Annotated in this window: 22 protein-coding genes, 1 CRISPR repeat array and 2 riboswitches; of the genes, 10 read left to right on the top strand and 12 right to left on the bottom strand. The window is 48.9% G+C overall.

Translation table 11 applies throughout. The annotated features are described in order from the left end of the window. Positions 1–737: 737 nt before the first annotated feature. Positions 738–1,845: a CRISPR direct-repeat array (repeat unit 28 nt; unit sequence TTTCTAAGCTGCCTGTGCGGCAGTGAAC). A gap of 218 nt (positions 1,846–2,063) precedes the next feature. Continuing rightward, entirely contained in the window at positions 2,064–2,333 is a 270-nt protein-coding gene (locus BZG80_RS13715) for a TIGR03643 family protein (protein WP_021023599.1), read from the top strand. A gap of 333 nt (positions 2,334–2,666) precedes the next feature. On the opposite strand, the gene BZG80_RS13710 is transcribed toward BZG80_RS13715, so the two are convergent. Together BZG80_RS13710 and BZG80_RS13705 are read right to left on the bottom strand one after the other, a co-directional pair. Beyond that, positions 2,667–3,830 carry an amidase family protein gene (locus BZG80_RS13710; protein ID WP_077679612.1) on the bottom strand — a complete coding sequence of 388 codons (1,164 nt, stop codon included), beginning with the start codon at positions 3,828–3,830 and terminating at the stop codon, positions 2,667–2,669. A 126-nt stretch (positions 3,831–3,956) separates the two neighbouring features. Then, the gene (locus BZG80_RS13705) at positions 3,957–5,126 is read right to left on the bottom strand and encodes a J domain-containing protein (RefSeq protein WP_077679611.1); all 1,170 of its coding nucleotides are present in this window, start codon (positions 5,124–5,126) and stop codon (positions 3,957–3,959) included. Positions 5,127–5,401: 275 nt separating this feature from the next. Further along, positions 5,402–5,489, top strand: a riboswitch (glycine riboswitch). Positions 5,490–5,492: 3 nt separating this feature from the next. Then, a riboswitch (glycine riboswitch) is annotated at positions 5,493–5,570 on the top strand. 80 nt (positions 5,571–5,650) lie between these two features. Between BZG80_RS13705 and BZG80_RS13700 the strand changes: the two genes are divergently transcribed. Then, entirely contained in the window at positions 5,651–7,054 is a 1,404-nt protein-coding gene (locus tag BZG80_RS13700) for an alanine/glycine:cation symporter family protein (protein ID WP_077679610.1), read from the top strand. A 79-nt stretch (positions 7,055–7,133) separates the two neighbouring features. Here BZG80_RS13700 and BZG80_RS13695 read toward each other — a convergent pair whose 3' ends face one another. Continuing rightward, a complete protein-coding gene (locus tag BZG80_RS13695) occupies positions 7,134–7,808 on the bottom strand; it encodes an HAD family hydrolase (RefSeq protein WP_021024213.1) in 675 nt (224 codons plus the stop codon). A 307-nt stretch (positions 7,809–8,115) separates the two neighbouring features. Here BZG80_RS13695 and BZG80_RS13690 point away from each other — a divergent pair, with 307 nt between their 5' ends. The 5 genes from BZG80_RS13690 (at position 8,116) to BZG80_RS13670 (ending at position 13,205) form a co-directional block, all read left to right on the top strand. Beyond that, entirely contained in the window at positions 8,116–8,700 is a 585-nt protein-coding gene (locus tag BZG80_RS13690) for an FMN-dependent NADH-azoreductase (protein ID WP_077660813.1), read from the top strand. 168 nt (positions 8,701–8,868) lie between these two features. Further along, positions 8,869–10,290 (top strand): exodeoxyribonuclease I, encoded by a 1,422-nt coding sequence (gene sbcB / locus BZG80_RS13685; RefSeq protein WP_077679609.1) that lies wholly within the window; start codon positions 8,869–8,871, stop codon positions 10,288–10,290. Positions 10,291–10,503: 213 nt separating this feature from the next. Continuing rightward, entirely contained in the window at positions 10,504–11,004 is a 501-nt protein-coding gene (locus BZG80_RS13680; protein ID WP_077679608.1) for a hypothetical protein, read from the top strand. Positions 11,005–11,313: 309 nt separating this feature from the next. Continuing rightward, a complete protein-coding gene (gene cdd / locus BZG80_RS13675) occupies positions 11,314–12,210 on the top strand; it encodes a cytidine deaminase (protein WP_077676927.1) in 897 nt (298 codons plus the stop codon). Between the two features lie 95 nt (positions 12,211–12,305). Beyond that, the gene (locus BZG80_RS13670) at positions 12,306–13,205 is read left to right on the top strand and encodes a DMT family transporter (RefSeq protein ID WP_174566346.1); all 900 of its coding nucleotides are present in this window, start codon (positions 12,306–12,308) and stop codon (positions 13,203–13,205) included. Between the two features lie 43 nt (positions 13,206–13,248). On the opposite strand, the gene BZG80_RS13665 is transcribed toward BZG80_RS13670, so the two are convergent. Then, the gene (locus BZG80_RS13665; RefSeq protein ID WP_077660811.1) at positions 13,249–13,866 is read right to left on the bottom strand and encodes a thiopurine S-methyltransferase; all 618 of its coding nucleotides are present in this window, start codon (positions 13,864–13,866) and stop codon (positions 13,249–13,251) included. Positions 13,867–14,064: 198 nt separating this feature from the next. On the opposite strand from BZG80_RS13665, the gene BZG80_RS13660 reads away from it, so the two are divergent. Further along, positions 14,065–14,472 carry a hypothetical protein gene (locus BZG80_RS13660; protein WP_131825315.1) on the top strand — a complete coding sequence of 136 codons (408 nt, stop codon included), beginning with the start codon at positions 14,065–14,067 and terminating at the stop codon, positions 14,470–14,472. Between the two features lie 8 nt (positions 14,473–14,480). Here the strand turns inward: BZG80_RS13660 and BZG80_RS13655 are convergent, their stop codons facing one another. Both BZG80_RS13655 and BZG80_RS13650 read right to left on the bottom strand, forming a co-directional pair. Continuing rightward, complete coding sequence (locus BZG80_RS13655; protein ID WP_077676928.1) at positions 14,481–14,915, bottom strand: hypothetical protein; 435 nt, start codon at positions 14,913–14,915, stop codon at positions 14,481–14,483. Positions 14,916–15,190: 275 nt separating this feature from the next. Further along, on the bottom strand, positions 15,191–15,556 hold the full coding sequence (locus BZG80_RS13650; RefSeq protein WP_021023613.1) for a hypothetical protein: 366 nt from the start codon (positions 15,554–15,556) through the stop codon (positions 15,191–15,193). A gap of 266 nt (positions 15,557–15,822) precedes the next feature. Here BZG80_RS13650 and BZG80_RS13645 point away from each other — a divergent pair, with 266 nt between their 5' ends. Next, positions 15,823–16,506 carry a DUF2982 domain-containing protein gene (locus tag BZG80_RS13645; RefSeq protein ID WP_077679607.1) on the top strand — a complete coding sequence of 228 codons (684 nt, stop codon included), beginning with the start codon at positions 15,823–15,825 and terminating at the stop codon, positions 16,504–16,506. A 128-nt stretch (positions 16,507–16,634) separates the two neighbouring features. On the opposite strand, the gene BZG80_RS13640 is transcribed toward BZG80_RS13645, so the two are convergent. Beyond that, complete coding sequence (locus tag BZG80_RS13640) at positions 16,635–17,279, bottom strand: MBL fold metallo-hydrolase (RefSeq protein WP_077679606.1); 645 nt, start codon at positions 17,277–17,279, stop codon at positions 16,635–16,637. A 185-nt stretch (positions 17,280–17,464) separates the two neighbouring features. Here BZG80_RS13640 and BZG80_RS13635 point away from each other — a divergent pair, with 185 nt between their 5' ends. Further along, the gene (locus BZG80_RS13635) at positions 17,465–19,210 is read left to right on the top strand and encodes a GNAT family N-acyltransferase (protein WP_077676929.1); all 1,746 of its coding nucleotides are present in this window, start codon (positions 17,465–17,467) and stop codon (positions 19,208–19,210) included. A 132-nt stretch (positions 19,211–19,342) separates the two neighbouring features. Here the strand turns inward: BZG80_RS13635 and BZG80_RS13630 are convergent, their stop codons facing one another. The 5 genes from BZG80_RS13630 to BZG80_RS13610 all read right to left on the bottom strand — a co-directional run bounded on the left by BZG80_RS13630 (position 19,343) and on the right by BZG80_RS13610 (position 26,108). Then, positions 19,343–21,103, bottom strand: a complete 1,761-nt coding sequence (locus tag BZG80_RS13630) for a L,D-transpeptidase family protein (RefSeq protein WP_077676930.1) — start codon at positions 21,101–21,103, stop codon at positions 19,343–19,345. 149 nt (positions 21,104–21,252) lie between these two features. Next, positions 21,253–22,350 carry a DUF1513 domain-containing protein gene (locus tag BZG80_RS13625; protein ID WP_077679605.1) on the bottom strand — a complete coding sequence of 366 codons (1,098 nt, stop codon included), beginning with the start codon at positions 22,348–22,350 and terminating at the stop codon, positions 21,253–21,255. Continuing rightward, positions 22,340–23,353, bottom strand: coding sequence for an imelysin family protein (locus BZG80_RS13620; protein ID WP_158011558.1), 1,014 nt, complete (start codon positions 23,351–23,353; stop codon positions 22,340–22,342). Before BZG80_RS13620 ends, BZG80_RS13625 begins: the two co-directional genes overlap by 11 nt. Positions 23,354–23,393: 40 nt before the next feature. Next, positions 23,394–24,791 (bottom strand): di-heme oxidoreductase family protein, encoded by a 1,398-nt coding sequence (locus BZG80_RS13615; protein WP_077577188.1) that lies wholly within the window; start codon positions 24,789–24,791, stop codon positions 23,394–23,396. A 60-nt stretch (positions 24,792–24,851) separates the two neighbouring features. Then, positions 24,852–26,108 (bottom strand): imelysin family protein, encoded by a 1,257-nt coding sequence (locus BZG80_RS13610; RefSeq protein WP_021023621.1) that lies wholly within the window; start codon positions 26,106–26,108, stop codon positions 24,852–24,854. Positions 26,109–26,359 lie beyond the last annotated feature (251 nt).

Genomic DNA, 26,359 nt, shown 5'->3' with positions numbered 1-26,359 from the left:
ACCTCGTTTTTAATAAACACTTCCCAATGCTCCCCAAGCTTAAACTTGTTGTCGCCATAACTATCGAATTTATTCACAAATATGAATAATGAATATAACGCTTTTGTCAGTGACTCCCAACTTTTTAACTCATATTGATTCAACCGAACAACGTTGGTGTACAGCAGCACACATAAAGATTCTCATTCAAGCTTGGTATGACTTACGCTATGCACCCTCGTCGTCAAATTGGCACTGATCGTGACAGGCGCCCGTTGGCAATTTGCACATATCAACACCGTGCTGGGGCTTGTGTCACCTACGCCAATAGTATCATCGGGCCAAAAGTGGCTGTTCCGATAACCAATGTACGCCAATGGCACCGCCGATATTAAAATCGTGTGTAGGTCGGACAAGCGCCAGTGCGATGTCTGTCATGTATTACCCAAGCGGACTGCGCGCCTCCGACATCGAGGCCAACGATTAACCCCTGATTGTGACAGGCGCCCGTTGGCAATTTTCACATATCCAACACCGTGCCGGGGCTTGTGTCACCTACGCCAATGGTATCATCGGGCCAAAAGTGGCTGTTCCGATAACCAATGTAAGCCAATGGCACCGCCGATATTAAAATGGTGTGTAGGTCGGACAAGCGCCAGTACGATGTCTGTCATGTATTACCCAAGCGGACTGCGCGCCTCCGACATCGGAGCCAACGATTAACCCCTGATCGTGACAGACGGCCAGGTCGTTAATCTTTTCTAAGCTGCCTGTGCGGCAGTGAACACACAGTGTTGAGCGCGTTCGCGCTGGGCTATTTTCTAAGCTGCCTGTGCGGCAGTGAACAATAGAAGGATTGACGTCCCAACTTTGCAACATTTCTAAGCTGCCTGTGCGGCAGTGAACCAAGTGCTTTAATCTCAATGTTCGCGAATACATTTCTAAGCTGCCTGTGCGGCAGTGAACGTACTCGGCACTGCCGTCGAACAATGCAGCGATTTCTAAGCTGCCTGTGCGGCAGTGAACTAAGCCTGTTGCGCTTACGGATGAATCGGGATTTTCTAAGCTGCCTGTGCGGCAGTGAACTTGGGCTAGTAAGCCCGATTTTTGGTTCGTCATTTCTAAGCTGCCTGTGCGGCAGTGAACTTACTTGTACTGCGTATCGAGTGGCACTACGCTTTCTAAGCTGCCTGTGCGGCAGTGAACCTCACCCAGTACCGATTTCAACCATTTAAGCATTTCTAAGCTGCCTGTGCGGCAGTGAACACAGATGGCCGCAATTTCGTTTCAAGCAAAATTTTCTAAGCTGCCTGTGCGGCAGTGAACGACGTAGGTGAGGGGACGGGCAATCTCATTAATTTCTAAGCTGCCTGTGCGGCAGTGAACTTGATAATTGTCGGATTGTTGGAGATTAATCTTTTCTAATCTGCCTGTGCGGCAGTGAACAACAGAACAAGACCACCGCAGCCCCAAAAGCTTTTCTAAGCTGCCTGTGCGGCAGTGAACTGCTAGCAACAGCGGTAACGGATGCTGGTTAATTTCTAAGCTGCCTGTGCGGCAGTGAACATGACAGGCTTGAACGCCACGCTGGATGACATTTTCTAAGCTGCCTGTGCGGCAGTGAACATGCGCTGCACCGTAATTCGCTGCGTCGCGTTTTTCTAAGCTGCCTGTGCGGCAGTGAACATGGGTAGGCCGTAATGGCGACCACGCTGAATTTTCTAAGCTGCCTGTGCGGCAGTGAACGCGGACGGCGTTGGCTGCGTCGGTGCCGTCGATTTCTAAGCTGCCTGTGCGGCAGTGAACAATCGCGCTTGTGTGGCGGATTAGGTGGTTCTTTTCTAAGCTGCCTGTGCGGCAGTGAACTATAGAATAACGAAATAATAGCCTGTGACAACAGGCCGTTAGGATAAAAATCGTTTTTTACCCTTATTTAAAACGCCCAGTCGTAACTGACTGTATTCGCTATTTATTTCTAAATATCCCAAAAACAAGGGTAAAAGCATTGCTCAGTCTGAGGGCTCACGCTGATCGGTCTTTCATGCTCGACGCGTACTGTTTGCCACTAGAGCAAGGAGACCGATATGGCATTGAACGAGCAACCGGGAGACATTGACCGGATCATTGAAATGGCGTGGGAAGATAGAACCCCGTTTGAGGCGATTGAGACGCTGTATGGCTTGCGTCAGGATGACGTCATCGCTTTGATGCGGCGCGAGTTAAAACCACGCAGCTTTAAGGTATGGCGTGAGCGGACGCGCGGGCGTAAAACCAAGCATCAGGCCCTACGGTCAGAGCACGTCTTACGTAGCCATTGCAAGACGCAATACAAAATAAAATCCGCCAAAAAGTGATAGGTTTAGCGATAGATCGTGTTTTGTGAATAACGTGGATGCGTTAATTGGGCGTCTCCGAAACGTTACGGGAAGGTGACAGCCAATTTGTCACTTTCTTATAACACGAGGCTTGCGTGCCAAACCTCATAAAGCACTAAGTTAACCTCTTAAATATCAGGTAGTTAAAAAGTTAAACACCGACTAATCCAACCAGTTATCCACAGTTTCTGTTGATAGTAAATGCACAACATAAAACTTATTTAAAACATATAAATCATGCATTTACCGAGGCAAAAAGGTTTTTTATAGAAATTTCTTGACGAAGCTGAGGATAAGGAAGCAATCCATCCTTTAGTTTAACCATCGACGCGCAACTTCCATCAACAACTTATCTTTATAGGGATGAGCAAGTAACGTTATCCCATAGGGCACGTTATCGTGAGTGAATAAAGGCATTGTTAGTTGTGGTAATCCACACACATCGGCTAACGCCATAAGACGGCGCTGGGCGAGATTAAAGGTATCACTGGCGGGTTGGTCTGCATCACGGGGCAAAATCGCGCCTGGTGTTGAGGGAATAATCAATACCTTATCACTCGGCCACATGGCGGTAATGGTATCGCGTAGCTGCTTGCGCGTTTTCTTGGCCTGATAATGGGCTTTGTAATCCACTTCCCGCAGCCGTTCAAGGTAGCCTTGGGTTGAGGTAGGTAAGTCGAGTTCGGCGCTGTCTAGCCAAGCTTGATACATCAGTAAAAATTCTTGACTGGCAATCGCAACTTGGGTTTTCTCTACCCGAGTAAGCACCAATTTATTCATCGCTAAGGTGGTTTCTTGGGGAAGGTGAAGCTGTTCGAGGTGTTGGTAGACCTGCTTCATTGCCTCATCCGAGTAAAACAAGGCAAAAATTGGCTCAGCAATGACCACGCCTTGAATATTGGTGACCGCGGTTGAGGGCTTTGCCACCAGCTCTTGAAACTGGCTTAAATGTCCGAGACTCGCACTGCACACGCCAATATTATCAAAGGTATCAGCCATGGCGATTATCCCGGTAGTATCGACCAAACCAGGCGTGGGCCGATAGCCATAGAGGCCGCAATGCGCGGCGGGGATCCGCACGCCCCCGAACGCATCATTGCCTAAACCCAGATCCGCCAGTTTTTTCGCCACTGCGACTGCGATACCGGCATTGGCACCACCCACACGGTATTGACGATAGTGGGGGTTGCGAAGTTCGGCATAAAAAGGATTGAATCCGGTGATACTAAAGCCGAGCGGATCTATTTGCACCTGGCCGATCACACTGGCACCCTGCGCCATCATCGTTTTCACCACGCCCGCATCTTGGCTTGCGGCTGTGCGCGTTTCCGACCAAGCCGGAATGCCTATCCCGGACACACACGCTTCGAGCGATACCGAATGCGACACCGCTATCTTGTGGCGCCGAAATACGCCGCTTGCACTGTCTTGCCGCGGTGGCTCAAATTGGTGCGCGAACATCGCTTGATCGAGCATAGTGACTGGCCTCAAATAAGTGTTATTGCTTACTGATCAGTGTAATACATTCAGGCGATACTGAGTTGAAATTCCTTCTATCTGACGGTTGCCATCTTTAACCGTGAACACTCGCGGTACCGCTGCCTACTCACGGTTCACCGCAGTAAGATCCGGTGTTTGTCGGCACGATTGTTCAAACGCCCTTAACTTCGGGGTCAGATCAGCACTCACAAAGGTATCGTCGAATATTTGTACCTTACGTGCCAATTGCCAACTATCGATAGATGCCCCTTGGCCATAAGGAATCGCATACACATGAAAATGCTGCCGCTGCGCGACGTAATCGAGATTAGGTGGCACGCGCAACGGTTGATAACTGCGGTTCAAATAGATGTAAAAATCGCCTACGCAATTTGCCACTATGTATGAGCCTTGTTGACTACGCAGCGCGAGATACGGCTGAGCGATATCAGTATATTGATTGATATGCCATTTTTCTGCCGTCGGGTTGAGTTCAATCATCGGCGCGGCCGGTAAACTCGGTGGCGGTGCTGCGGGCGACTGAGTGGCGGCAACAGTATCAATCGGCTCAGAGGCTGGTGGCTTGGGATTAATGATACGCACACGTTGCGCGGTATCAGGCTGGCTGTCACCGATAAGTGGAGCAATCCACCGTTGCCATTGCCCAAAAGGCACCATTACCAGCGCAATGGCGCACCACGAGGCCAATACCCAACGCCAAGCCAGCCCAGGTTTAGCCGGTTTTAAAGTGACTGGAGTGGCTTTATGCGTCAGCTCCGTTTCTAGCTGTTCCACGCGCGTTAACGCATCTTTAAGCTCACGGTTGCGTTGTGTGGCCTCTTTTTTTTCTTTGTCGTGCTCACGTGTCAGGCGCGCATGTTGTCCGTCTAATGATTGGTGCTGACGCTCAAGTTTTTGGTACTGCTCTCGCCACTGGCGGTTATCAAACTCAAGTTTGGCAATTTTAGCCGTGAGGTGTGCCGGAATTTGTTGGCCGGCCTGACGAGATTTGAGGGTGCGGTTTTCTTGCTGCAACACCGCTAACTCTTTTTGCAGGCGTGCAACCTGGCTGCGTAACGCCGCCTGACTTCCCTCGTTTTGCGTTTGCCCTAAAGCGCTATCGTCGCCCTTCCCTGATTTAACGGCCTGGTATGCTTCACTGACCAGCTGCATCAACCCAGTGCTGCCACCTTTATCCGGATGCACACGGCTAGAAAGTCGCTTATAGCGTTGTTTAACCTGCGCGGCCGTTTCGCCGGCATTCACGCCTAAAAGTTCGTTCCAAGTGGTCATGCTAGGGCTCGTTGAGTCAGTGGTTACCGATTAATGGTAATAATAATATCGGCCAATGTCTTATAACATTGAGCCACCTCGTTTAAAAATTGGCGTGAATCAGTGCAAGAAACATTTAGGCAACTGACACATATCACGCGGCACCGTTAGCCAGTAGAACCTTCTATAAAGCGATAATTTTTACCTTTTCAGAAGAACAATGCCCTGTTCACTTAATTTTGCATTGCATTCATATTTCTGTGATCTATCATACTTTCCGTCATAACGACGTTCCAATGAAGACAGCAGGAGAGAGATGGCAAATGCCATCCGCCGAAGAAGTAAATCTTTCAGGCACTTAATTGTATGGACTGCTGTTGGAGGAAACTCTGGAGAGACCCGTTAATTCGGGCGCCGAAGGAGCAAGCTTGTTTTCAAGTGAAACTCTCAGGCAAAAGGACAGAGGAGATACCCACCCCAATATGTAGCACTTTTGTTAATATTAGTGTGGTCTATCTTCTCCTTTGATGTTTAAAGGGGGATTAATGCCATTTTTTTCACAACTACCCGATATACCCGCGCTTCTTGCCACCATTGACGACTGGATTTGGGGCCCACCGCTTTTATTGTTATTAACCGGTACCGGGCTCTTTTTTACCGTTCGCTTGGGCTTGCTCCAATTCCGCCGTTTGCCCTTTGCGCTCAAGCAAATATTTAAACCTTCTGATGCAAGCAGCCAAGGCGATGTCTCTGGTTTTGCCGCGCTATGTACCGCATTATCTGCCACCATTGGTACCGGTAATATTATCGGGGTTGCCACAGCAATTTCGTTAGGGGGCCCAGGCGCACTATTTTGGATGTGGTTAGCCGCTTTTTTAGGGATGGCGACCAAATACGCTGAGTGTTTACTGGCGGTGAAATACCGCGAAACCGATCATAAAGGTAATATGCTTGGCGGGCCGATGATGTACCTATCCAAAGGCGCCGGCAAGCCGATATTAGCCAAATTATTTGCCTTATTCGGCATCGGCGTGGCTTGTTTTGGTATTGGCACTTTCCCACAGGTGAACGCCATTAGTAGCGCCGCGACCCATTTGTTTAATATTCCCACCGTTGCCGTCGCCGCTATCCTTACGGTGCTAGTGGCGTTAGTGACTATCGGAGGCGTGAAATCTATTTCGGCCGTCGCCGCCAAAATCGTTCCTGTGATGGCCGTATTATACGTCGCTGCCTGCTTGTGGGTACTCGGCGCCAATATATCCCAATTACCCCATGCGGTTGGCCTGGTGTTTGAGTCCGCGTTTAACGGCATGGCAGCCACCGGCGGCTTTGCTGGGGCCGGTATGATGCTCGCCATTCAATCAGGGATTGCCCGTGGTGTGTTCTCTAACGAGTCTGGCTTAGGGAGTGCCCCCATTGCCGCGGCGGCCGCTAAAACCGACTCGTGCGTTGAGCAAGGGTTGGTATCAATGACAGGCACCTTTATCGATACCTTAGTGATTTGTACCATGACAGGGTTAACGTTAATTTTAACGCAATCATGGTCAGGCGAATTAGCGGGAGCAGCAATGACATCGCATGCCTTTGCCGTGGGCATGGAGAGCAGCGTTGGCCCTATGTTAGTGAATATCGGCCTACTCTTTTTCGCCTTCACGACGATTTTAGGCTGGCACTACTATGGCGAGCGCTGCGTCGCGTACTTGTTTGGCAAAAAAGCGATTTATATCTATAAACTATTCTTTATCGGCTTGATTGCATCCGGTGCCTTTATTCAACTGAATACGATCTGGATTCTTGCCGATATTGTTAATGGCTTAATGGCGGTCCCCAACCTCATCGGTTTGTTACTGCTGCGTAAAGTCGTGATTGAAGAGACCCAAGCGTATTTTTCGTCACAAGACAGTGACCAGGCCAGCGAGATAGCGCAACCCTGTTCACAATCAACATGATCGCGTGCCAGTTACTTTGTACAAAAAAGCCGGTTCATAGACTGAACCGGCTTGTTGTGCATATGTGGGGCGAGGGAGATTAAGCGTATTGACGCTCAGCTTCCTCAATCCCTAACTTACCAAGAATTGCTTGAGGATTGATAAAGTGATTCACCCGCACCTCGTGCTCTACCTTGTCACCCACCGCGACGAATTCATAGTTCAGTGATTGCGTGGCTTGCTTATCCCATACACCATCACCGAAATATATTCGACGATCAAAATACACACCGTAATCTTGTTTGGCTCGAAATGCCGCCAACGCCATGACTTCACTCCGGCTCATGGCATCGGAGCAAGATGAAAATACAATGCCGTCGATATTAAAACCTGCCGCTTTTAACTTCATCCGTGCGGTTTCTTCCCACCCGCCGGTGGCAATAGCTAATTCAACCGAGGGCACATGGCGCATGTGTTCTACAAATTCCACCGCGCCGGGAATTGGCGCTAAGCCTTTCTCTGCAATCCTAACCGCCAATTTTTGCCTAAACACCTGTTTGATCTCTCTAAACAGCCTGATCTTGTCATGGTTGAGTCCATGGGTGTCGATTAACTCTTCGATGATCCCCGCATCGGTCACATTGGTGTAGCTTCCCCAATTATCTGGAACCGCTAAACCTGTGACTTCATCAATCGCCTGGCTGAAACACTCGTGGTCCATTTGGCAGCTGTCTACCAGCGTACCGTCCACGTCTAACATAAATAAGTTTTTCACGCACATTTCCTCAAATCCCGTTGTGTCCCACAAGTGACCGACTTGTGATTTGATCGGGCGCTTTGCCGTTCTTGATCTTCGTTTTTTATCAACACAACGAGCATTATAACATTATTTTTACATTCTGGACGACTATCGGGCGACATCATACGCCCCTATTCACTCAGCGCAACGCTACCGTGAGAAATAACCGGGCCCAACAAAAATTTTGAACAAGTTTAACGAATTTATACGCTGGTTTTACCGTGTCGTTTCTCTACACTCTAACGTGTGCTGAATCACGCCAACCCATTTTAAGGAGAAATATATGAAAGCGCTGGTCTTAAAATCAAGCATTCTCGGCCCCTACTCTAGCTCAAACGCAGTCATTGACAGTGTAGTGGATTCCCTGTCTCCAGAGACGCTGATTGAGCGTGACCTGGCGGCGACTCCTTTGCCTACGCTAACAGGAAATAACGTCGGTGGTTTGCGTGGCGCAGACGAGCTCACTGAGCCGCAACAACAGGTGCAACAAGCATCGGACCAACTGATTGAAGAAATACAACAAAGCGATACTCTAGTGATCGCGGCACCTATGTATAACTTTACCATCCCCGTGCAGTTAAAAGCATGGATTGATCTGGTTGCCCGTGCAGGGGTAACGTTCCGCTATACCGAAAACGGGCCTGAAGGCCTGCTAACCGGTAAGCGCGCCATTGTGGTCACCACACGAGGGGGGATGCATAAAGGAGGAGACACGGATCATGTCACCGGATATATGCAAACGGTGCTTGGCTTTATTGGGATCACAGATGTCGAGTTTGTCTATGCAGAAGGCCTCGCTATGGGCGAAGAAAGCGCGACAAAAGCCATCGACGAGGCGAAGCAAACACTGAAGCGCCTTGCCTCTTAATGCGCCTTTGTTTGTAGATGATCGATCAGAGCCTGCTTAGTTGCAGGCTTTGACGCATTTGATCTTACCACCGACAGGATTGGTGATACGTCTTGCCAGTGTTACCATGAGCACTTATCGCAGGGTATTGACTCTGCTTTCTTTTGTTTGATCAAATTGGATTCGATTGTGACAGACGCGGACCAGCCAACCTTTTTTATTTACGACTTTGAGACGTTCGGTACCCATCCGGGTAAAGACAGGCCTTGCCAATTTGCTGGCGTTCGCACCGACAGTGATTTTAATATTATTGGCGAGCCTCTGGTGCTATTTTGTCAGCCCCCCAATGATTACTTGCCGGCCCCAGAAGCTTGTTTGGTCACAGGCATTACCCCGCAACTCGCACTGAAAAAAGGGCTGCCCGAACCGGAGTTTATTGCCCAAATCCATGCGGCTCTGTCTCAACCGAACACCTGTGTAATTGGCTATAACAATGTTCGATTTGATGACGAAGTGACACGGTATACCTTATATCGTAACTTTTTTGACCCATATGGGTGGAGCTGGCAAAACGGAAACTCGCGCTGGGATTTACTCGATGTGATGCGCGCCTGTTATGCGTTGCGGCCTGAAGGGGTTGAATGGCCACATGACGAAAACGGTAAGCCCAGTTTTAAGTTAGAAAACTTATCCGTCGCCAATGGCATTGAACACAGTGATGCGCATGACGCCATGGCGGATGTGCACGCGACCATTGAGTTAGCGAAAAAAGTGAAAGCCGCGCAACCCCGGTTGTTTGATTACCTTCTCACTCACCGCCATAAGAATAAAATTAAGCACCTGATTGACGTGGTCAACATGACACCACTGGTACATGTCTCAGGTATGTTTGGCACCGAGCGAGGCAACACCAGTTGGGTTGTGCCAGTGGCATGGCATCCTGACAACCCCAATGCCGTGATCACTGTTGATCTTGCCCGCGATCCCTCACCTTTATTCGCGCTTGATGCCGATGCCCTCCGTGAGCGTTTATATACTCCTCGGCAAGCATTGAGTGACGACCAATTGCCGGCACCATTGAAGCTTATCCATATCAATAAATGCCCGGTCTTAGCCGATGCCAAAGTACTTCGTCCTGACGATGCCGCGCGTCTTGGTGTGGATAGAGAAGCATGTCTTCAACATCTTAAAGTACTAAAGGCGGCGCCCGAAATCCGAGAGAAGCTGGTGGCTGTCTTCGCGCAATCCAAGCCCTTTGACAATCAAGATGTTGATAACGCACTGTATGCTGGCTTTTTTTCAAAAAGTGATCGCAGCGCGATGGACATTATCCGCGCGCAAGATCCAGAAAACCTTGCCGGGATTGACTTGAGTGTCGACGATTGGCGCATCAAACCTCTGTTGTTTCGTTATCGTGCCCGCAACTATCCGTGGACACTTACTGACGATGAACAAAAACAATGGTTTATGCACCGCCGCGATTATTTTGAAACACACCTTCCCACGTACATGGACAACCTACAGCAACTGGCGGATCATCATCAGGCGGATGAGCACAAGGTCCGTATCTTGAAAGCGGTCTACCATTACGTCGAATCATTAGTCGGTTAGCCTCGATAGACGATGTCGTGTATTTCGATAGGTTCAACAACCGTTATGACGCCATAGCGGTTGTGCTTTTTTTAATCTATTGTTATTCCTTATAAAATCAGAAAATTCAACATTATGCCTGCATAACTAGACCCAAAAAAGACATGCTAACGAGTTGCAGTTCTGTGATTTGAGTCCACACTTTTATAAAAGCTGTCGTTTGGAGTGGGCTTGATGATGACAACAAAAGTAAATACACGCTGTTACCGTTTTCCTGAAGTAGATTTTGAGCCAGAGAGCCGCACACTGTATTGGACGGATCAGGCAATCACGGTTTTGTCGTATGAAGAATCACGAATGCTCGAAATGCTTTGTTATTACGCAGGCGAGGTGTTGTCAAGTCGCACCTTGTTTAAACAAGTCGCATTACCCGACAGTTCTTTTGCACAACACCAAAGTGTGGTCACTTCGCTCATGGCTAAGTCTTACCGCAACGGTAAAAAGTGCTTGCCCTTTGACGTGGTTGGCGAGTTTGGTTTTCGTGTTGCTTTACCCCAACAAACCTTTGCGCAACGGCCAACCACACCGGCGGAAAATCAACCTGATCTCACCCCACCTCCGGCAACGCAATCATCGGCATTAGGGGATCCCCCTTTTAGCATTATAAAACCGCTTATTGTGTTGATTGCGACCGCGAGCCTCATTATTGGCATTACTGCGTTATTAACGCAGTAGCTGTTCGTCGACGCGAAATCCGAGTACTTTCGAGCTCACACTCACACTATTCGCGTTGTGAGCTCAGATCGTTGATGTTTTATCTGACTTTGTCTTATCTCTAATGATCGTGGATCCGGTGACCTTCGCGCTGGCAACATTGGCTTTTGCAGCGTTAGCGTTGGCAAAATTAGAAGGCGAAAAAACATTGATGTCACTCTAACTTTCAGCAACGAAATCAGTTTTGCATATTATGCGTGACTTTTATCACATAATTATCAGGAGTGCTTCCCTACACTGAGCCTCCGTTAATGACTAAGAAGTGATGCTATGCGAACTGCACTAACCGATGCACTGACACAATTGCCCGACGCATTACAACGCGTTGTCTCTGATTGGATAACTGACACACACTTTGGTGCGACATTTTCACCAGAGCAAGTGGCGCAAATGGAAGCCGAAAGTGGCCTATCTGGCGCCGCATTGCGTCTTACTCTATTGCCAATAGCGGCGGCTTATGCGGTGACTCCGATATCAACGTTTAACGTTGGCGCCATCGTTCGTGGCGAAGATGGCACCCTATACTTGGGAGCCAATATTGAGTTCACAGGGGTGCAACTAGGCCAAACCATTCACGCCGAGCAATGCGCGATTGCCCATGCGTGGACCAAAGGGGCAACTCGCTTAACCGATATCACGATCAACTACAGCCCATGTGGTCATTGCCGTCAGTTTATGAATGAGCTAAACGGTGCAGAGTCACTCACCATTCAGCTACCAAAAACGGATCCCAAACCGTTACATGCGTATTTACCTGATTCCTTTGGTCCTGCCGATTTAGGGGTTGAATCACGTTTATTAACTGACGCGCCACACCCGTTACCCACAGACGATATTGATATTCCACTACTCAAAGCTGCCGCCGATGCGGCGAACCGAAGTCATGCACCGTATTCGGGTAACTACAGCGGCGTGGCCGTTGAAACATCTGATGGGGCGGTTTTCTCTGGGATGTATGCCGAAAATGCAGCGTTTAACCCGAGTTTACCCCCGCTTCAAGTGGCGCTCATTGCGACCAATATGGCCGGCTATCACTGGGACGACATTCGGTCGGTGGCGCTGGCCGAGATGACAAACAGTACGGTGAGCCATCTGACCGATACCCAAGCCACATTGGACGCGATGGATCCTGATATTCCTTTCGTCTATTCGACCCTTTCAACTTAACCACATGATACGCTTGGCCTCAGCGGGGATTTCTGATCGCTCTGAGGCCTAATTTGCGCTACTATCCGTACGTCTTTTTTCGGATTGTCACGGTAATGAAACAAGTTCATCATCCCCTCCAAGGCGCGGCCTGGATGCTCACTGCAGGCTTATGCTTCGCATTAGTCAACAGCCTTTCTCAATATGTTAGCTTCAAGTTGGGCTTGCCTTCGACGACCGTTGCTTTTATTCAATATGCCATTGCCTTAGTGGCCATGATCCCCTGGTTAAAGCAACTGGGGATTCGTCAATCTTTAAAAACCCAGCACCTTGGGCAACATTGTTTGCGGGTGTTTATTTCTGTTATTGGGATCCAACTTTGGCTATGGGCGCTCGCTTATCCGGTTCCCATTTGGCAAGGCATAGCCCTACTAATGACATCACCGCTGTTTGCAACCATAGGATCGGGGCTATTTCTTCGTGAACGGGTTGGTATTGCACGTAGCTTGGCCACACTTGCGGGTTTTTGTGGCGCGATGATTATCCTAGAACCTTGGTCAAATGGTTTTACATGGGCAACGTTACTGCCGATAGGCGCCGCTTTCTTTTGGGCGACCTATTCATTAATGGTGAAACGGTTATCGGCCTACGATCCACCGACCACGATGGTCGTTTACCTCCTTTTGTTGATCACCCCATTTAATCTACTCTTGGCCGTGCCTGACTGGACACTGCCGTCATCTGCAATGGCATGGTGGATGCTGTTCGGTGCTGGAATGCTCACCGCACTCGCACAGTGGGCAATAGCCAAAGCCTATGCCGCGTCAGATGCCTCGTTTGTTCAGCCGTTTGATCACGCTAAACTGCCGCTGAACGTCCTCTTTGGTTGGCTGGTATTCAGCTGGGTTCCACCTGGCCGGCTATGGCTCGGCGCAGGAATTATTATCGCAGCCGTTTTCTTTATTACCCACTGGGAATCACGACAGTCTAATCAACCTCGAGTCAAAACCGTCTAGCGCAAAACGGCGCTATCCGAGCATGGCTCTACCAAACCGAGCACTAAGCGTTGGCTTTTATCAACCAGACTTGCTCACCTCGGTCACCCTCTGGCTCGGTTTGCGTCTCTAACAACCTAATATCGAGCCCTGAAAACGCCTCTTCCACTATTGACGTATCGATGGAAAACGGCGGATTATCATCGGCCTGCGGATAAAACAAGGTGATCAGTAATAGGCGGCCTCCCGGCGCTAAAAGATCACGCACACGATGCACATACTGATCCCGCATCGACGGTGGCATCGCCACCAAAGCGGCACGATCGTAGATCAGCGAAGTCGGGCTCAAACGTGCAGTAAAAAAGTCACCACTGATCAACTCCAACTCATCGAAACAATAATGTGTATGACCCGACGGCGCACGGTGAACTTGCGGGGTATACAGGTTTTCTGAAAAAAAGGCCCGTACCGCGATATCACTCAGTTCTACACCAATCACATGTTCGTGTTTTTCCGCAAGCCAGTTTAAATCGATGGATTTGCCACACAAAGGCACCAGTACTGTCTCATCGGGCATTGGACAAAGTGTTGACCAGTAACGCATAAGCATTGGGTGCACACTGTCCCGATGAAACCCTATTTGATTTTCAGCCCAACGCTGATGCCAAAATTCTTGCTCCATGGTTTCTCCGAGAAGATGAAAAGCGGCCAGTTTAGCAAGTTATTAAATCAATCTCATTAGCAATTGCTTAAAAACGGGTGGAAATTGTTCACGATCTTGATCACAAATTAGTCAACGAGTAACTTGCGAGGCAGTCCACAAACAAGTACTGTTTATACATACAGTAATGATCATATATACAGGTGCTTTATGTACGCGATGTCTAATGAGTCAAATCAAGCAACGACGCAAACGTCAGTACAGATGCGTGACGGAAGCTATTATTCTTCTGCGTTGAACGCACAGACACCCATCAATGCCCATTGGCTGTCGATGTTACAGGCGTTAGCATTCAAAGCACGACAGCAAAAGTGGATCACGATCATTAATCCACCCCGCTCATTGAACGCCGAGCAGCTTAGTCATTGGGGAATTAATACCAATCAGGTCAGGATGATTTATCGTCGGCATGGGTTTGACGATGAAGCACTGATTGACGCCGCAATGGCCGCAGATACGTCATGTGCGATCATTGCGTTTACACCCACATTGACACGTTTAACCTGTTACGAACACAATCAGCAGTGGATTGCACGCGTCGATCCAACATTGGCACAACGTCATTAGTACGCGCCTCAGTGCAGGCAAGTATCCGCGTCAGAGATGAAAGTAAATCTAACCCACTCGCGGTTTTCATTACTGTATTCAAGCTGTGCGCCTGTTTGGTGGCTTATCGACTCCATTTGCCGATACTCTAAAGCATAAGGCATCAATACAGTGAGTTCTTTAATTCCTTGCGCACGAGCCAAACCGGCCAGTTGAACCAAATTAGATGTATCGGTATGACGCACTGACATCACACGCGCGGCGTCTTGTTGTAGGCGCTCTTGAGCGGTTAGTGGTGATTGATCGCCACCCGCTTGATACTCAAGCACAGTATTAAACATGGGCAACAAGCTTCGAAAAATATCGAAAAAAGTCCAATTGGGCTGCTGACTTTCACACAAAAAATGTGTGTAATCGAAAACAACCTCTGTGGGTGTTTTCAGCTGGGTTGACAGCGCATCCATGGCTTACCTCCAGACTAAAACCTAAGCGGATACACCCACTATAAGCAGTTTTAAACAGATGTCTGGAAGATTATACAGTATTTTGCACTCGATCATGCTTTATACACGTAACACGATTATTTCGAAAAGCTTTTTTAACACAAAGAAAACAAATAGTTGAAAAGAAACCGATTTTCTTAGCATGTGCAAAATGAAGTAACTGAGAGGGGTGTTATCGAACACCCGCTTAAGTACAAAGACAAATCATACGACTTAAGCGGATGAGCAAACACTGATCAAGATGCTTTGTAAATCACCTTGTTGGCGGCCATTTGAACACGCTCGACTGCGCCCTCTTCGGTCAATTTTTTCAACGCACCTGTCGCCCAAGAAGCGGCTTTACTGTCTTCTTGTCCTGCAGCCAGACCAATGCCTTTCGGGTTGATCCCTTCAGGATTGGCTTTAACGATGTCTAATACTTGCTGCTGCTTAGGGGTGAATGACGAAACGGTATCCACAACGGGCGCTTTTGCTGCAGAGTCTACCGCCGGTTTAGCCGCTACCGCGGGTTTCGCTTTTACGGGACGTTGACGCGCTGGCGACGATGCCTTAACACGTTTGTTGAGTTTACCTTGTACTTTACGTTTGTGAGAAATTTTCATTCAATCATCCTACTCCGACGCACTACGTTCAGGCTCGCTGAAAGCAGCGGGTGAAAAACAAAGCGCGTGTTATACCAAATTTCAGCTCACTTTTGTAGGTAAGCGTCCCTTAGTCGGTGCAAAGTTCGTGACATTCAGCGACAAATGTTTATCTATTCGGTGTTTTTTAGGCAAACTAATCAGACACTTTCATCGTACACTTACAAGGTAAATCGTGGCTAAACGCTTGTACTCGCCGCTTTATCTATGGCGTGGAATGGAAGATTATGGATGCACTCAAGACAATAAAAATCTACCCGCCCCAATTTGAAGCGGCGCGATGGAGCATGCTAATCGCAATGGTTATCGCATTTGCATTGGTATGCTTTTTTTTAATCCAACCCTCCTTGTCACTTGGGCAAGGCATTATCGGCCTGATCGCTATCGGCGCAATTTTATATGCCATACATAAACTTCTGCAGCGCGTACAACTGTCGTTTTCGCTCTCATTTATGCATATACAGCATCACAGCTTTCGTGGCGGTTGGGCACTCAAATGGCGCCATATTGACACGATAGGGATCCCTCAAATCTATCCGCAAGGCCTTGGCGAGCCACTGCCTTGGATGGGGATTAAAATCAAACACTATGATGCATTATTAGATGGTATTAGCTTGAGAATGGTGACTCATATCATCATGACTCAACGGGCATTACTGATTACAGCTTACCGTCGTGCGGGAAGCAAACCCAGTAAGCCATTGGAAGATATGATGTTTGATGACACCCCATATCGTGGTGCCAATGGTGTGCTTTATAAAGGTCTGATGGCGATGTTGGCCAATCGTATGCGATATATGCGCGAATTGTTAGGTTATGACATTTTTATCAGCGAAGACTTACTCGATCGCCCCCTAGAAGACTTTATCGGGGTGACAAGACGCTATCTGGCTGCTGCCAGTACGCAATAATGGTCTTGGGACAAATAGGCTCTTCTAAACAAAACAAACAAGCTCTAAACAAACAAGCTCTAAACAAACAGGCTCTAAACAAACAAGCTGGCCCGTACTCTGAGTACAAGCCAGTTTAGTGAAAAGGGTTAGAAAGCACCGGTAAGAAAGGGATTGGTTTTACGCTCATGGCCCAGCGTTGAGGTGGGTCCGTGGCCGGGAATAAAAGTCACATCATCTCCCACCGGAAGCAGCGTGTTCTTGATGGCGTCAATCAAGGTCGCGTGATCGCCTTTTGGAAAGTCGGTACGGCCAATACCACCGTTAAATAACACATCGCCTACCCATGCGGTACGGCTTTCTTCATCCACAAAGACAATATGTCCTGGCGTATGCCCGGGGGTAAATAAGACCGACAAAGTATGCTTGCCGACGGTGACCGTATCACCTTGCACTAACCACTGATCCGGCTCGAACGGCTCGGCGTGGGCAAAACCAAACATTTGTGCCTGCGCCGGTAAGGCTTGTAACCAAAATGCATCTTCTTTGTGCGGACCAATCACCGGAACATCAAGCGCGTTAGCCAATTCTACTGTGCCACCCACGTGATCTAAATGGCCGTGAGTAAGAAGGATTTTCGTCACGGTGACATTGAGTGAATGAATCACTTGGCGAATTTTAGCCACGTCACCACCTGGGTCGACGATCGCTGCGTCTTGAGTTTGATCGCACCAAATAATCGAGCAGTTTTGTTGAAATGCCGTGACCGGCACAATCTCATAATGCAACGCCATACAGTTAGCCTTCCTTTTGTATAAGTGCGGTAGCCGCCGATAACGACGTAAATACGGGCCTCACTATGCCATGCTGTCATCAGTTTGCAACTGTGCTGCCAAGGAGATGTCACCTTCACGCTCTAGGCTGAGATAAGGATACCTGGATACCTTTCAGGTGCGCTTTATTGTATGCAGGGCTGCTTATGTTAGATATTGATAAAGTATTATCGTCGCATTACCCCCGGTTAGAACAGCGCGGTTGGCTCATGCGCCCCGTCAGTAAAACGTTAAAGCGTTTACTTCATGAGCAGGAGTTTCAAGCGTTTGCTGAACGCTACCCGCATCTACAAGGATTCGAGTTTGTTGAACAGGTGCTGGATTATTTTAACTTTAGCTATCGGGTCAGCGATAGAGAAAAAGAGCGGATCCCGGAATCTGGACGGGTGGTGATTATCGCCAATCATCCAATCGGATCACTGGATGGCTTGGCGCTGCTTAAACTCGTACGCTCAGTGCGTCCAGACGTTAAAGTTATTGCCAATGAATTACTCATGCAAGTCGGCCCACTTCACAGTTGTCTGTTGCCAGTCAACAATATGGGAGGCCGAACGCCTAAACAAAATCTACAACAAATCACACAGTGGCTAGAGCGTGATGGCGCTTTGATTATCTTTCCAGCCGGTGAGGTTTCGCGCGTCGCACCAACAGGAATTCGAGACGGTGTTTGGCACTCTGGCTTCTTACGTATGGCGAGTAAATCAAACGCCCCTATTTTGCCGATTCATGTCGACGGGCGAAATTCTGCCCGTTTTTATGGTGCGTCAATGGTCTATAAACCTTTGTCGACTTTGTTACTGGTTGAAGAGATGTTTCGACAAGAGAACAACACCATCGCCTTCACTGTGGGCGAAATGATCCCACACCACAGTTACAGTGCCAGCGCGAACCTTCCGGTAAAAACACGGGTTAAACTCTTTCGTAAACACCTCTACCGGATCGCCAAGCGTAAGCAAGGCTTATTTCCCACCGAAACTGCGATTGCCTCACCGGAGCCACGACTGGCGCTCAAGCATGCAATTGCACTCGGCGAGCAACTCGGACAGACACCCGATGGTAAACTCATTTATTTACTTGATTATCAAGCCGATTCGCCGGTGATGCGCGAAATAGGTCGTTTACGTGAGGTCGCGTTCCGCGCTGTTGGGGAAGGCACCGGACAGCGGCGTGATCTTGATAAATACGACCAATACTATTGGCATTTGGTCTTGTGGGATCCGATTGAGCTCGATATCGTCGGCGCATACCGCTTATGTGATACCCAAGCCACTCTCGCTCATCAAGGGCTTGGAGGGATCTATAGCGCAAGCTTGTTCGATTATGAACAAGGGATGCAGCCTTTTCTTGACCAAGGCTTAGAGCTAGGCCGTAGTTTTGTTCAGCCCAAATATTGGGGAAAACGAAGCCTGGATTATTTATGGTTAGGCATTGGCGCCCTACTCGCTAATCGCCCACAGTACCGTTATTTATTCGGGCCTGTCACTATCAGCAACGCGATACCACAACCCGCTAAAGAGCTACTGATCTTCTTTTATCGCACCTACTTTCGTGGCGACAACCGCTGTGCGCGATCGAAACGACCGTATCAACTCGCCGAAAGTAAACAAAGCGAGTTGCTCGACCACTTTTGTGGCAACGACTATGCGCGCGATCTGAAAAAGCTAAAAATGTTACTCGATCACCTTGGCGTCGGGATCCCAACGCTTTATAAGCAGTACAGTGAGCTATGTGAGCCTGGCGGCGTACAATTCTTAGACTTTGGTGTTGATCCTGATTTCGCCGACTGCATTGATGGACTGGTTTTAGTCGACCTCAAGCGTTTAAAACCCAAGCGCTACCAACGCTATATTGCGCCACATCTAACCACTCCCCCAACCTCTACTTGTGACTAAACCTCGCTGTGAGTACCTTGCAGTGAATAAGCGTCGCGGTGAATAAGCGTCGCGGTGAACAAACAAAGCCCCGCGCTCTCTGTCTTGATGGCGCGGGGCTATGACTGTCAACTCTTGTGATCGTGATTGAGACTACTGTGACCGTGATGAGGATATATCACGTTGCTGGGTTAAGTAGCTCGGCTCCTGAGTGGTGATTTGTCGTTCGGCATGACTATCATAGGCATATACATCATCGCGAAACGCGAGCTTGCCGTCTTCAGTGACCCATGCTGTTTGGTAAATGGTTTGTACGGAAAGGCGCGTTTGCAACGACACCCACTTAGTTTGTGTTTTATCCAAATACCCTTGGTAGTTAGCCAACTGTTTCCCGGACAAATCCAGCACCAAATCCGCCAACTGCTCGGCCTGCTCCACCCGAATACACCCAGAACTAAACGCGCGGCGCGAGCGACTAAATAAGCTTTGTGCCGGCGTGTCATGTAAATAAATGGCGTTTCTGTTTGGGGTGTTAAACTTGTACTTTCCTAATGCATTGCCTTGGCCCGGTGCCTGTTGCAATCGATAAGGGAAGCCGTCGTCGTTCACGGTTTGCCAATTAATCGTACTCGGGTCGATAGCGATGTTGCTTTGCCAGTTAGGCAAAATGCGATACTGATTGCGAGACAAATACTGCTGGTCATCCGCCAGTTTGGGCAAGATATCTTTTTGCACAATGCTACGAGGTACATTCCAGCTGGGGTTCAGCACTACCGAATCAAGTTGCGACGTAAACAGCGGCGTACGCCTTGATTGTCGACCAACGACCACTTTACTTTCGAATACATTTTGATCGTCATGCCATACATGCATGCGATAATCGGGAATGTTCACCACAATTCGATTGGGGTTATCGTTAGGCCACAACCGCAGCCGTTCTGCATTAAGTGCCAATAACCGAACCCGTGCTTGTGGGTCCAAATTTAACCACTTCGCGGTTGCTGGGCCGATAATGCCATCCATGGATAAACCATGCTGTTGCTGAAAGCGTTCAACTGCGCGAAGCAAGTCACCACCGTAGCGCACAGTATCGCCATTTATCGCTTCCAAGCGCTCAGAGCTGCCCCAAAAGCCCTGTAGCCTCAGATTATCCACCAAGTTAAGCGCTAACGTTGTCGCAATCGCTTGGTCCGGGTATATGACGTTCTCAGCCTGAATCGTTGGCCAAACCGACTGCGCCTGCTCTTGTAAGCGAACAATTTGTTTTACTAATGCATCGTATTGCGAGTGTTGTGGACGCCGCTGCTGCAAAAACGGAGCCAGTGACCCGTTAAGTCCTGCCTTAAATAAAGCAGCACGCCTTTGCGATGAGGGAGCTGGCAAGGGGGTGCGATGAGACGCGCCAAAAAACCATTGCATTCCTTTATCGGGGATCACACTTAAATAGCGAAGCAGCGCATAGGCGGTATCGGTAGCAAAAATATCATAGGCCGCATCGCTGGGCTGCTGACGAAGTTGCCGCAATTGCCATGCTCGCCATTCAAACTCAGGACTAAAGCCAGCCAGTGAAATCACATTCACTTGCGTTTCTAACTCATCTCGCGCCGCATCTTGTGTCCAAATCAACGAAAATCCATTATCCAGGTAGTCTTGAGTCAGCGCTTGGGGATAGGCCAATACGGTCGCATCCGGTGCCGCCGATTCAAGCCAATCGCGCGCATACTGGTAGGCTCGCTGGCGATGAACATCCGCCGATACAGTTTGATCATCAGGCACTCTTTTCCCCGAGATCTGCGGTTCAGTCAGTAACCGTACTCCACCCGTTTCACTGGCGTTATTGGCCATCACTGGCTTTACCAAAAAGCAAAACACTATCAGAAGGTTAGCCAACCAGGCATCGTGCCTTCTCATCATACGCCCCTCCTCATCCCTGTTATGATTATGGCAAAGTTTTACTGCAAAGAAGCAAAATTAACGTCTGTTTTTCCTCATCACAACGCAAGGTATTGAAACAAAAACGGCAGCCAAAATTGACTGCCGTTTAGAACATTATCATGGATTCATTACACTAAGGTTATCCAGTGATTATCCCATCGGACTGGCGTCATTTTATAATCCGGATGGTGTGCATTATTTAGCGTCACCATTTTACCGCTACCCGCACTGAGGTTAATCACATCACCATCGCGACTCGCGCCAGAAGCATCTATCAGCGGATGCAGTCCAAGTAACTCGCCACTATTTAACGACCAAATACCATAACAATTGCCACGGGGCGACGTGGCGACAATCCAACCATTGAGGGTAGCAATACTGGCAACATAGTTATTAAAACGCGACCACTGCTCTGGTGAAGCATCAAGCATTTTCATCGGCTCACCACGGCGATGAATCGCGACAAGGGGGGCGTTATCAGCACCATGGTATTGCTGACCTGTCACCACATAACCCTCATCTGACACCATTAAATGACGAATACTGAGCTTCTTATTTGCAAGCTCAGCGCGCTCGATCACTTTGCCACTGTCGATATCGATATAGACCAGTGCCGGTGACATAGCGTCAATGTTTAACACTGTGCGTCCATCAGTATGCATGCCACCGACACCCACGACTAACGTGTTAGTATCCACCAGCGCTAACTCATGAGGACCAATGCCAAAGCCGCTTATTTCACGCACTTTTTTTACCTGCCCCTGCGCGGTTAATTGGTAAACACCGATCACACCTTCGCTGGTTTGCCGTTTACCCTCGGTGGTATATAACCATTTTCCATCATCAGAAATGGCACCGTGTCCATAAAAATAACGATCGGAGGCGGCCCTTACTCGTGACAACGTCACTCCACGTTGGTAGTCAAACACCTGCATAAAATCACCAGGCCGGCGCGCAAATGCCACACCTAGCGTTCCAACCTCTCGTCGCTGAGCAGCGACACCATGACCCCGATCGGGCAATGGTAGGCGGAAAACGGGTTGCCCAGACGGATCAGCGCCAACCACCGCGAAAGAGCCATCACGACTCAGCGCACAGCCCAGTAACTCACACCGCGCTGCTGCGGTATTACCACGACAACCACTCAATGTATTTACGACGGTGGGTAAAGCCGCGCCCATTAGCACCGCCTTGAGTAAACGGCGGCGTTTCTGACTAATCGCCATCGGTTGCATTAAACCCCACAACAATGCCTAAATCTTGTGCGACTTGACCACCCAACACGAGTTTTAGATATTCCAGATTGTTATAGACGGTGAGCATGTCACGATAACCCGGTACGCTGTTGAGCCTATCAAACAGCGGCTCGCCGTCTTTGGGCACACTGTCATAGGCGAGTTGCCAATGCTCGCTAACACGATCGGCCACCTGATGGTTGCCTCGCTCGCGTAGCGCTTGCTCGATACCACCTTCAGCGTGATATTGAACTTGCATCGCTTGAATGCTCTCGCTTAATAGTGTTAGAGAGTGCCGCGATCGCCAGGCTTCTCCTTGGTAGGGGTTAGGAAAACCAGGTTTGCCCAAAGGGCCGGCAAGCTTTTTAAGCACATAATCGAGCTGATGTGTCAGTGCGCCAAGTTTTTCTGCCGTGGCCATCGAAGATGGCATCCCTAACCACGGGTTTTTCTGCCACGCTAGGGTTAATGCCGTTGCACTTTGCTGCAAACGCCCACTGACGGCCATGGCTACTTCGCAGTGTTTTGGCTGAGTTAAATCCGCTTGGTGATCATACAACAACCATTCCATCGCGCCGACACCTTGCACGGCCACACTTTGATCCGCTAATGCATCCGCGGTCCAGGTAGTATCACTGGCCAGCAAGGCATTCATTTTCCGTCCGGTGGTATTCTTTTTGTCAGGATAAAACTGAATCCGCCAACTTTGTGCCAAGGCTTGCTCTGAGCCCTTTTCTACGCCTTGTAAAGGCATCCAAGCGGTCATAACCTTCTTCCATGCTTGACGCGCCTTATCCACATCCGTGCCCTGCGAGCAAACCGATTGCGTGGTCTGCGCGAGCGCCTTGGTTGCAGAGAGAAACTGTTCGCTTCTTTGTTTTTGTAGTTGCCAAAGGCCATGATTAGGCCCTGTCTCAGCTTGAGACAGACATCCGCCGAGCAACACAGTGGCGCTGAGCGTAAGCGCCACAATAGGATTAAATCGAAAACGCATACCACAAGACTCCAGCATGGTGTTTTTATAATAAGTGTTTTTATAATGAACGTAAAAATGCAATCAGCGCATCACGGTCCGCTTTTGGCATCGCCAGTACACGCTGTTTGGCGCCATCGGCTTCGCCACCATGCCATAAAACGGCTTCCATCAACGTTCGGGCGCGGCCGTCATGTAAGTAGGTACCATCAGCATTAACCTCTTTGGTGTAACCAATACCCCAAAGTGGTGCCGTTCGCCATTCTCGGCCGTTCGCAATAAACTCACCACGGTGATCCGCTAGTCCTTCTCCCATATCGTGTAACAGTAAGTCGGTATAGGGGTGAATTTCTTGTTCACTCAGTGCCGCCAGATCAGGACGTTTTGCTGTTGTGAACGACTCAACGTGACAAGCGTTACATCCAGCATTAACAAACATCTCTTGCCCTCGTTGGACTTGCGAGTCTTGGATGTTACGACGCGCGGGAACCGCGAGATGGCGAGCATAAAATTCAACAAAGTCGAGAATATTATCACTCACTTCGGGATCGCCGCCATTGGGCATATCGTCGCACACCGACTGCGACGGCATACAGTTATGATGAGGGAACATCGAGGTTGTTAGCCCGATATCGCCATTAAAAGCGGCTGCATTTTGTTGATTCACGTTGGGTAATCCGGCTTTCCACCCAAACCGCCCCAGTGCGGTACGCTGTGTGTCGATATCCCACACTTGGTTGGGGCGCCCGGAAATACCGTCGCCATTGGCATCCTCAGGATCGGCGTACGCATAGATCGCCTCAGCGGGGATCGACTCGAGTAGCCCAAGACCTATCATCGGTGGTGCAATCCGCGCTGACAGCTGCACATTCTCTGCCATCGGACCATAATTAAGGTCTGTAATAGCTAAGTTTGGCTGGCGTAATGTCACAGTCTCACCGTCTTCAAAGGTCACCGGTACTTCGCGATAGCTGATTGCTATTTTGCCCTCTGGCTTGACGCCTGGTAAGGAAAAATCTTGAAGTTGACCGCCATAATTGGGCTCTGGAATATTGCCATATTGGATCAGCTTTTGTTTTTCCGCTTCACTCATCGCTGGCACACTCAGCCGAACCAACATGGAAACGGCATTGATATCACCTGGCGATGGAGGATGGCCTCGCCCATCTTTGATATGGCAATTTTGGCAGCCATTAGTATTAAATAATGGGCCAAGGCCGTCACGGGCATCCGTTGATGCCGGTGAACTGACCCAAGGATTACGAAAAAAGCTATTACCGACACTGAAATCAATGCGCTCACTCATCGGCAAGTTAGCGGCAGGTTGGGAAAAGGCGTTCGGTCCTTCCTTGATAACGGTTGTTCCCCCACCGGATGTGCGCTCGAATGCAAGTGCGGAGGTGGTCACCAAAAAAGTAAGACATGTCACGTTAAGGTAAGCAATGACATTGGGCTTCATAGTGTGTCCTGACAAGGCAAAAAGCCCCGTACCACGGGGCTAACTAGAATAATATGTCGTTTAGAATTGGTGATCAGCGGTGTCTGGATTCAGGTTATCAATACCAATCACTTGCGCCGCTTGTTCAATATGCTTGGTCTGATCCACCAGCGCCGCGATAGATGCGTTGACCAGTTGATTCCCTTCGCTATTACCAGCAGCAATCAGCTGATCAAAATACACGTTGTTGTCCTCCGCAGAAACAACCAAGGTTTTAACTTGCTGCTGCGCTTGATCAAAGCTGGCTTTAATTGCCTCTGCGGCATCGGCATTTTTATCTCTAACCAAATCAAGGACTGACGGTCCCGATAAGGTATTACCATTCACGCGCTGATATGTCCCCGTCATGACATTGTAAATGCCCTGCTCGTTATAAAAATGCGAATTGTGCGTATTGTCAGAAAAACAGTCATGCTCATCTTCGGTTGAGTTGGCTTCTAGCGCGACTTTCATTCGCTCCCCCGCCAGTTCACCTAACGACAGTGATCCCATACCAAATAGCATTTTGCGTAGGCCATTCTCACTTGAATCGGCAAGCAGACTCGCACGGTAATTATCTTTGTTACCCTCGGCCCATTGATCACGCATCCACGCCAGATCATCAACCAATAGATCAGCAGCCGCTTTCAAGTAATCACGACGACGATCACAATGGTCATGGGTACACGCTTCACCATAGGCGAAATCGGTATAAGGGCGCTCACCGGCTCCTGCGTTGGTGCCGTTTAAATCTTGCCCCCACAACAGGAACTCGATGGCATGGTAGCCCGATGCCACATTGGCTTCTGAGCCGCCCACTTCATTTAAACTTGCGAGCAGTGTTGGCGTGATGTCAGTAACATCAAGATCGGTGGCGCCAATCTGAATGCGTTGATTCGCAATAATGTTAGCTGTCGCTCCGGCATTACCGAGTTCTGCCTGATAGCCATCCGCGACATAATCAATTAACCCCTCGTCCAAAGGCCAAGCATTGAGCTGTCCTTCCCAGTCATCGACAATGGCATTGCCAAAGCGAAAAACTTCTGACTGTTGGTAAGGCACACGTGCATCTAGCCACGCCTTTTTGGCTGCCTGAAGGGTTGTTTCAGAAGGTTCGGCAATAAAAGCGTTCAGTGCACTGTCGAGTTCAACCGCGGTTGTGTGAGCATCAGCAAAAACGGCGTGAGCAATGTCTGCATAATGTGCCACGACCTCTTGTTGGGTCGCCGCATTAGCGCCAAATGGGGCCGCAAATAGTGAGAGCGCAATCAGGTTGCGCTTAAACGGTGTCAATTCCATAGTCGTGTTGTCCTTCGCCTTATATGAACGGTTATGATAACCATTATCGTTTGTACGAAAGAATTCTAAGCATAATGTTACGAAATGCAACAAAGAATTTTTCTCATTACGCGAAGTGTGATGGCTATGCTATGTGTAAGGTTGACGGCAATACGTTGCAATGCACGTCCGACCTGTTATTTAGGTAAACCGATGACTAAAGGCCATTTTTTGCATTTACTCACTGAAACAGTCAAAAATAACAATAAATT

It is taken from the genome of Salinivibrio sp. MA440, from assembly GCF_001996265.1.
Lineage (GTDB): Bacteria > Pseudomonadota > Gammaproteobacteria > Enterobacterales > Vibrionaceae > Salinivibrio > Salinivibrio costicola.
This window is presented reverse-complemented; position numbering and strand designations above follow the sequence as displayed.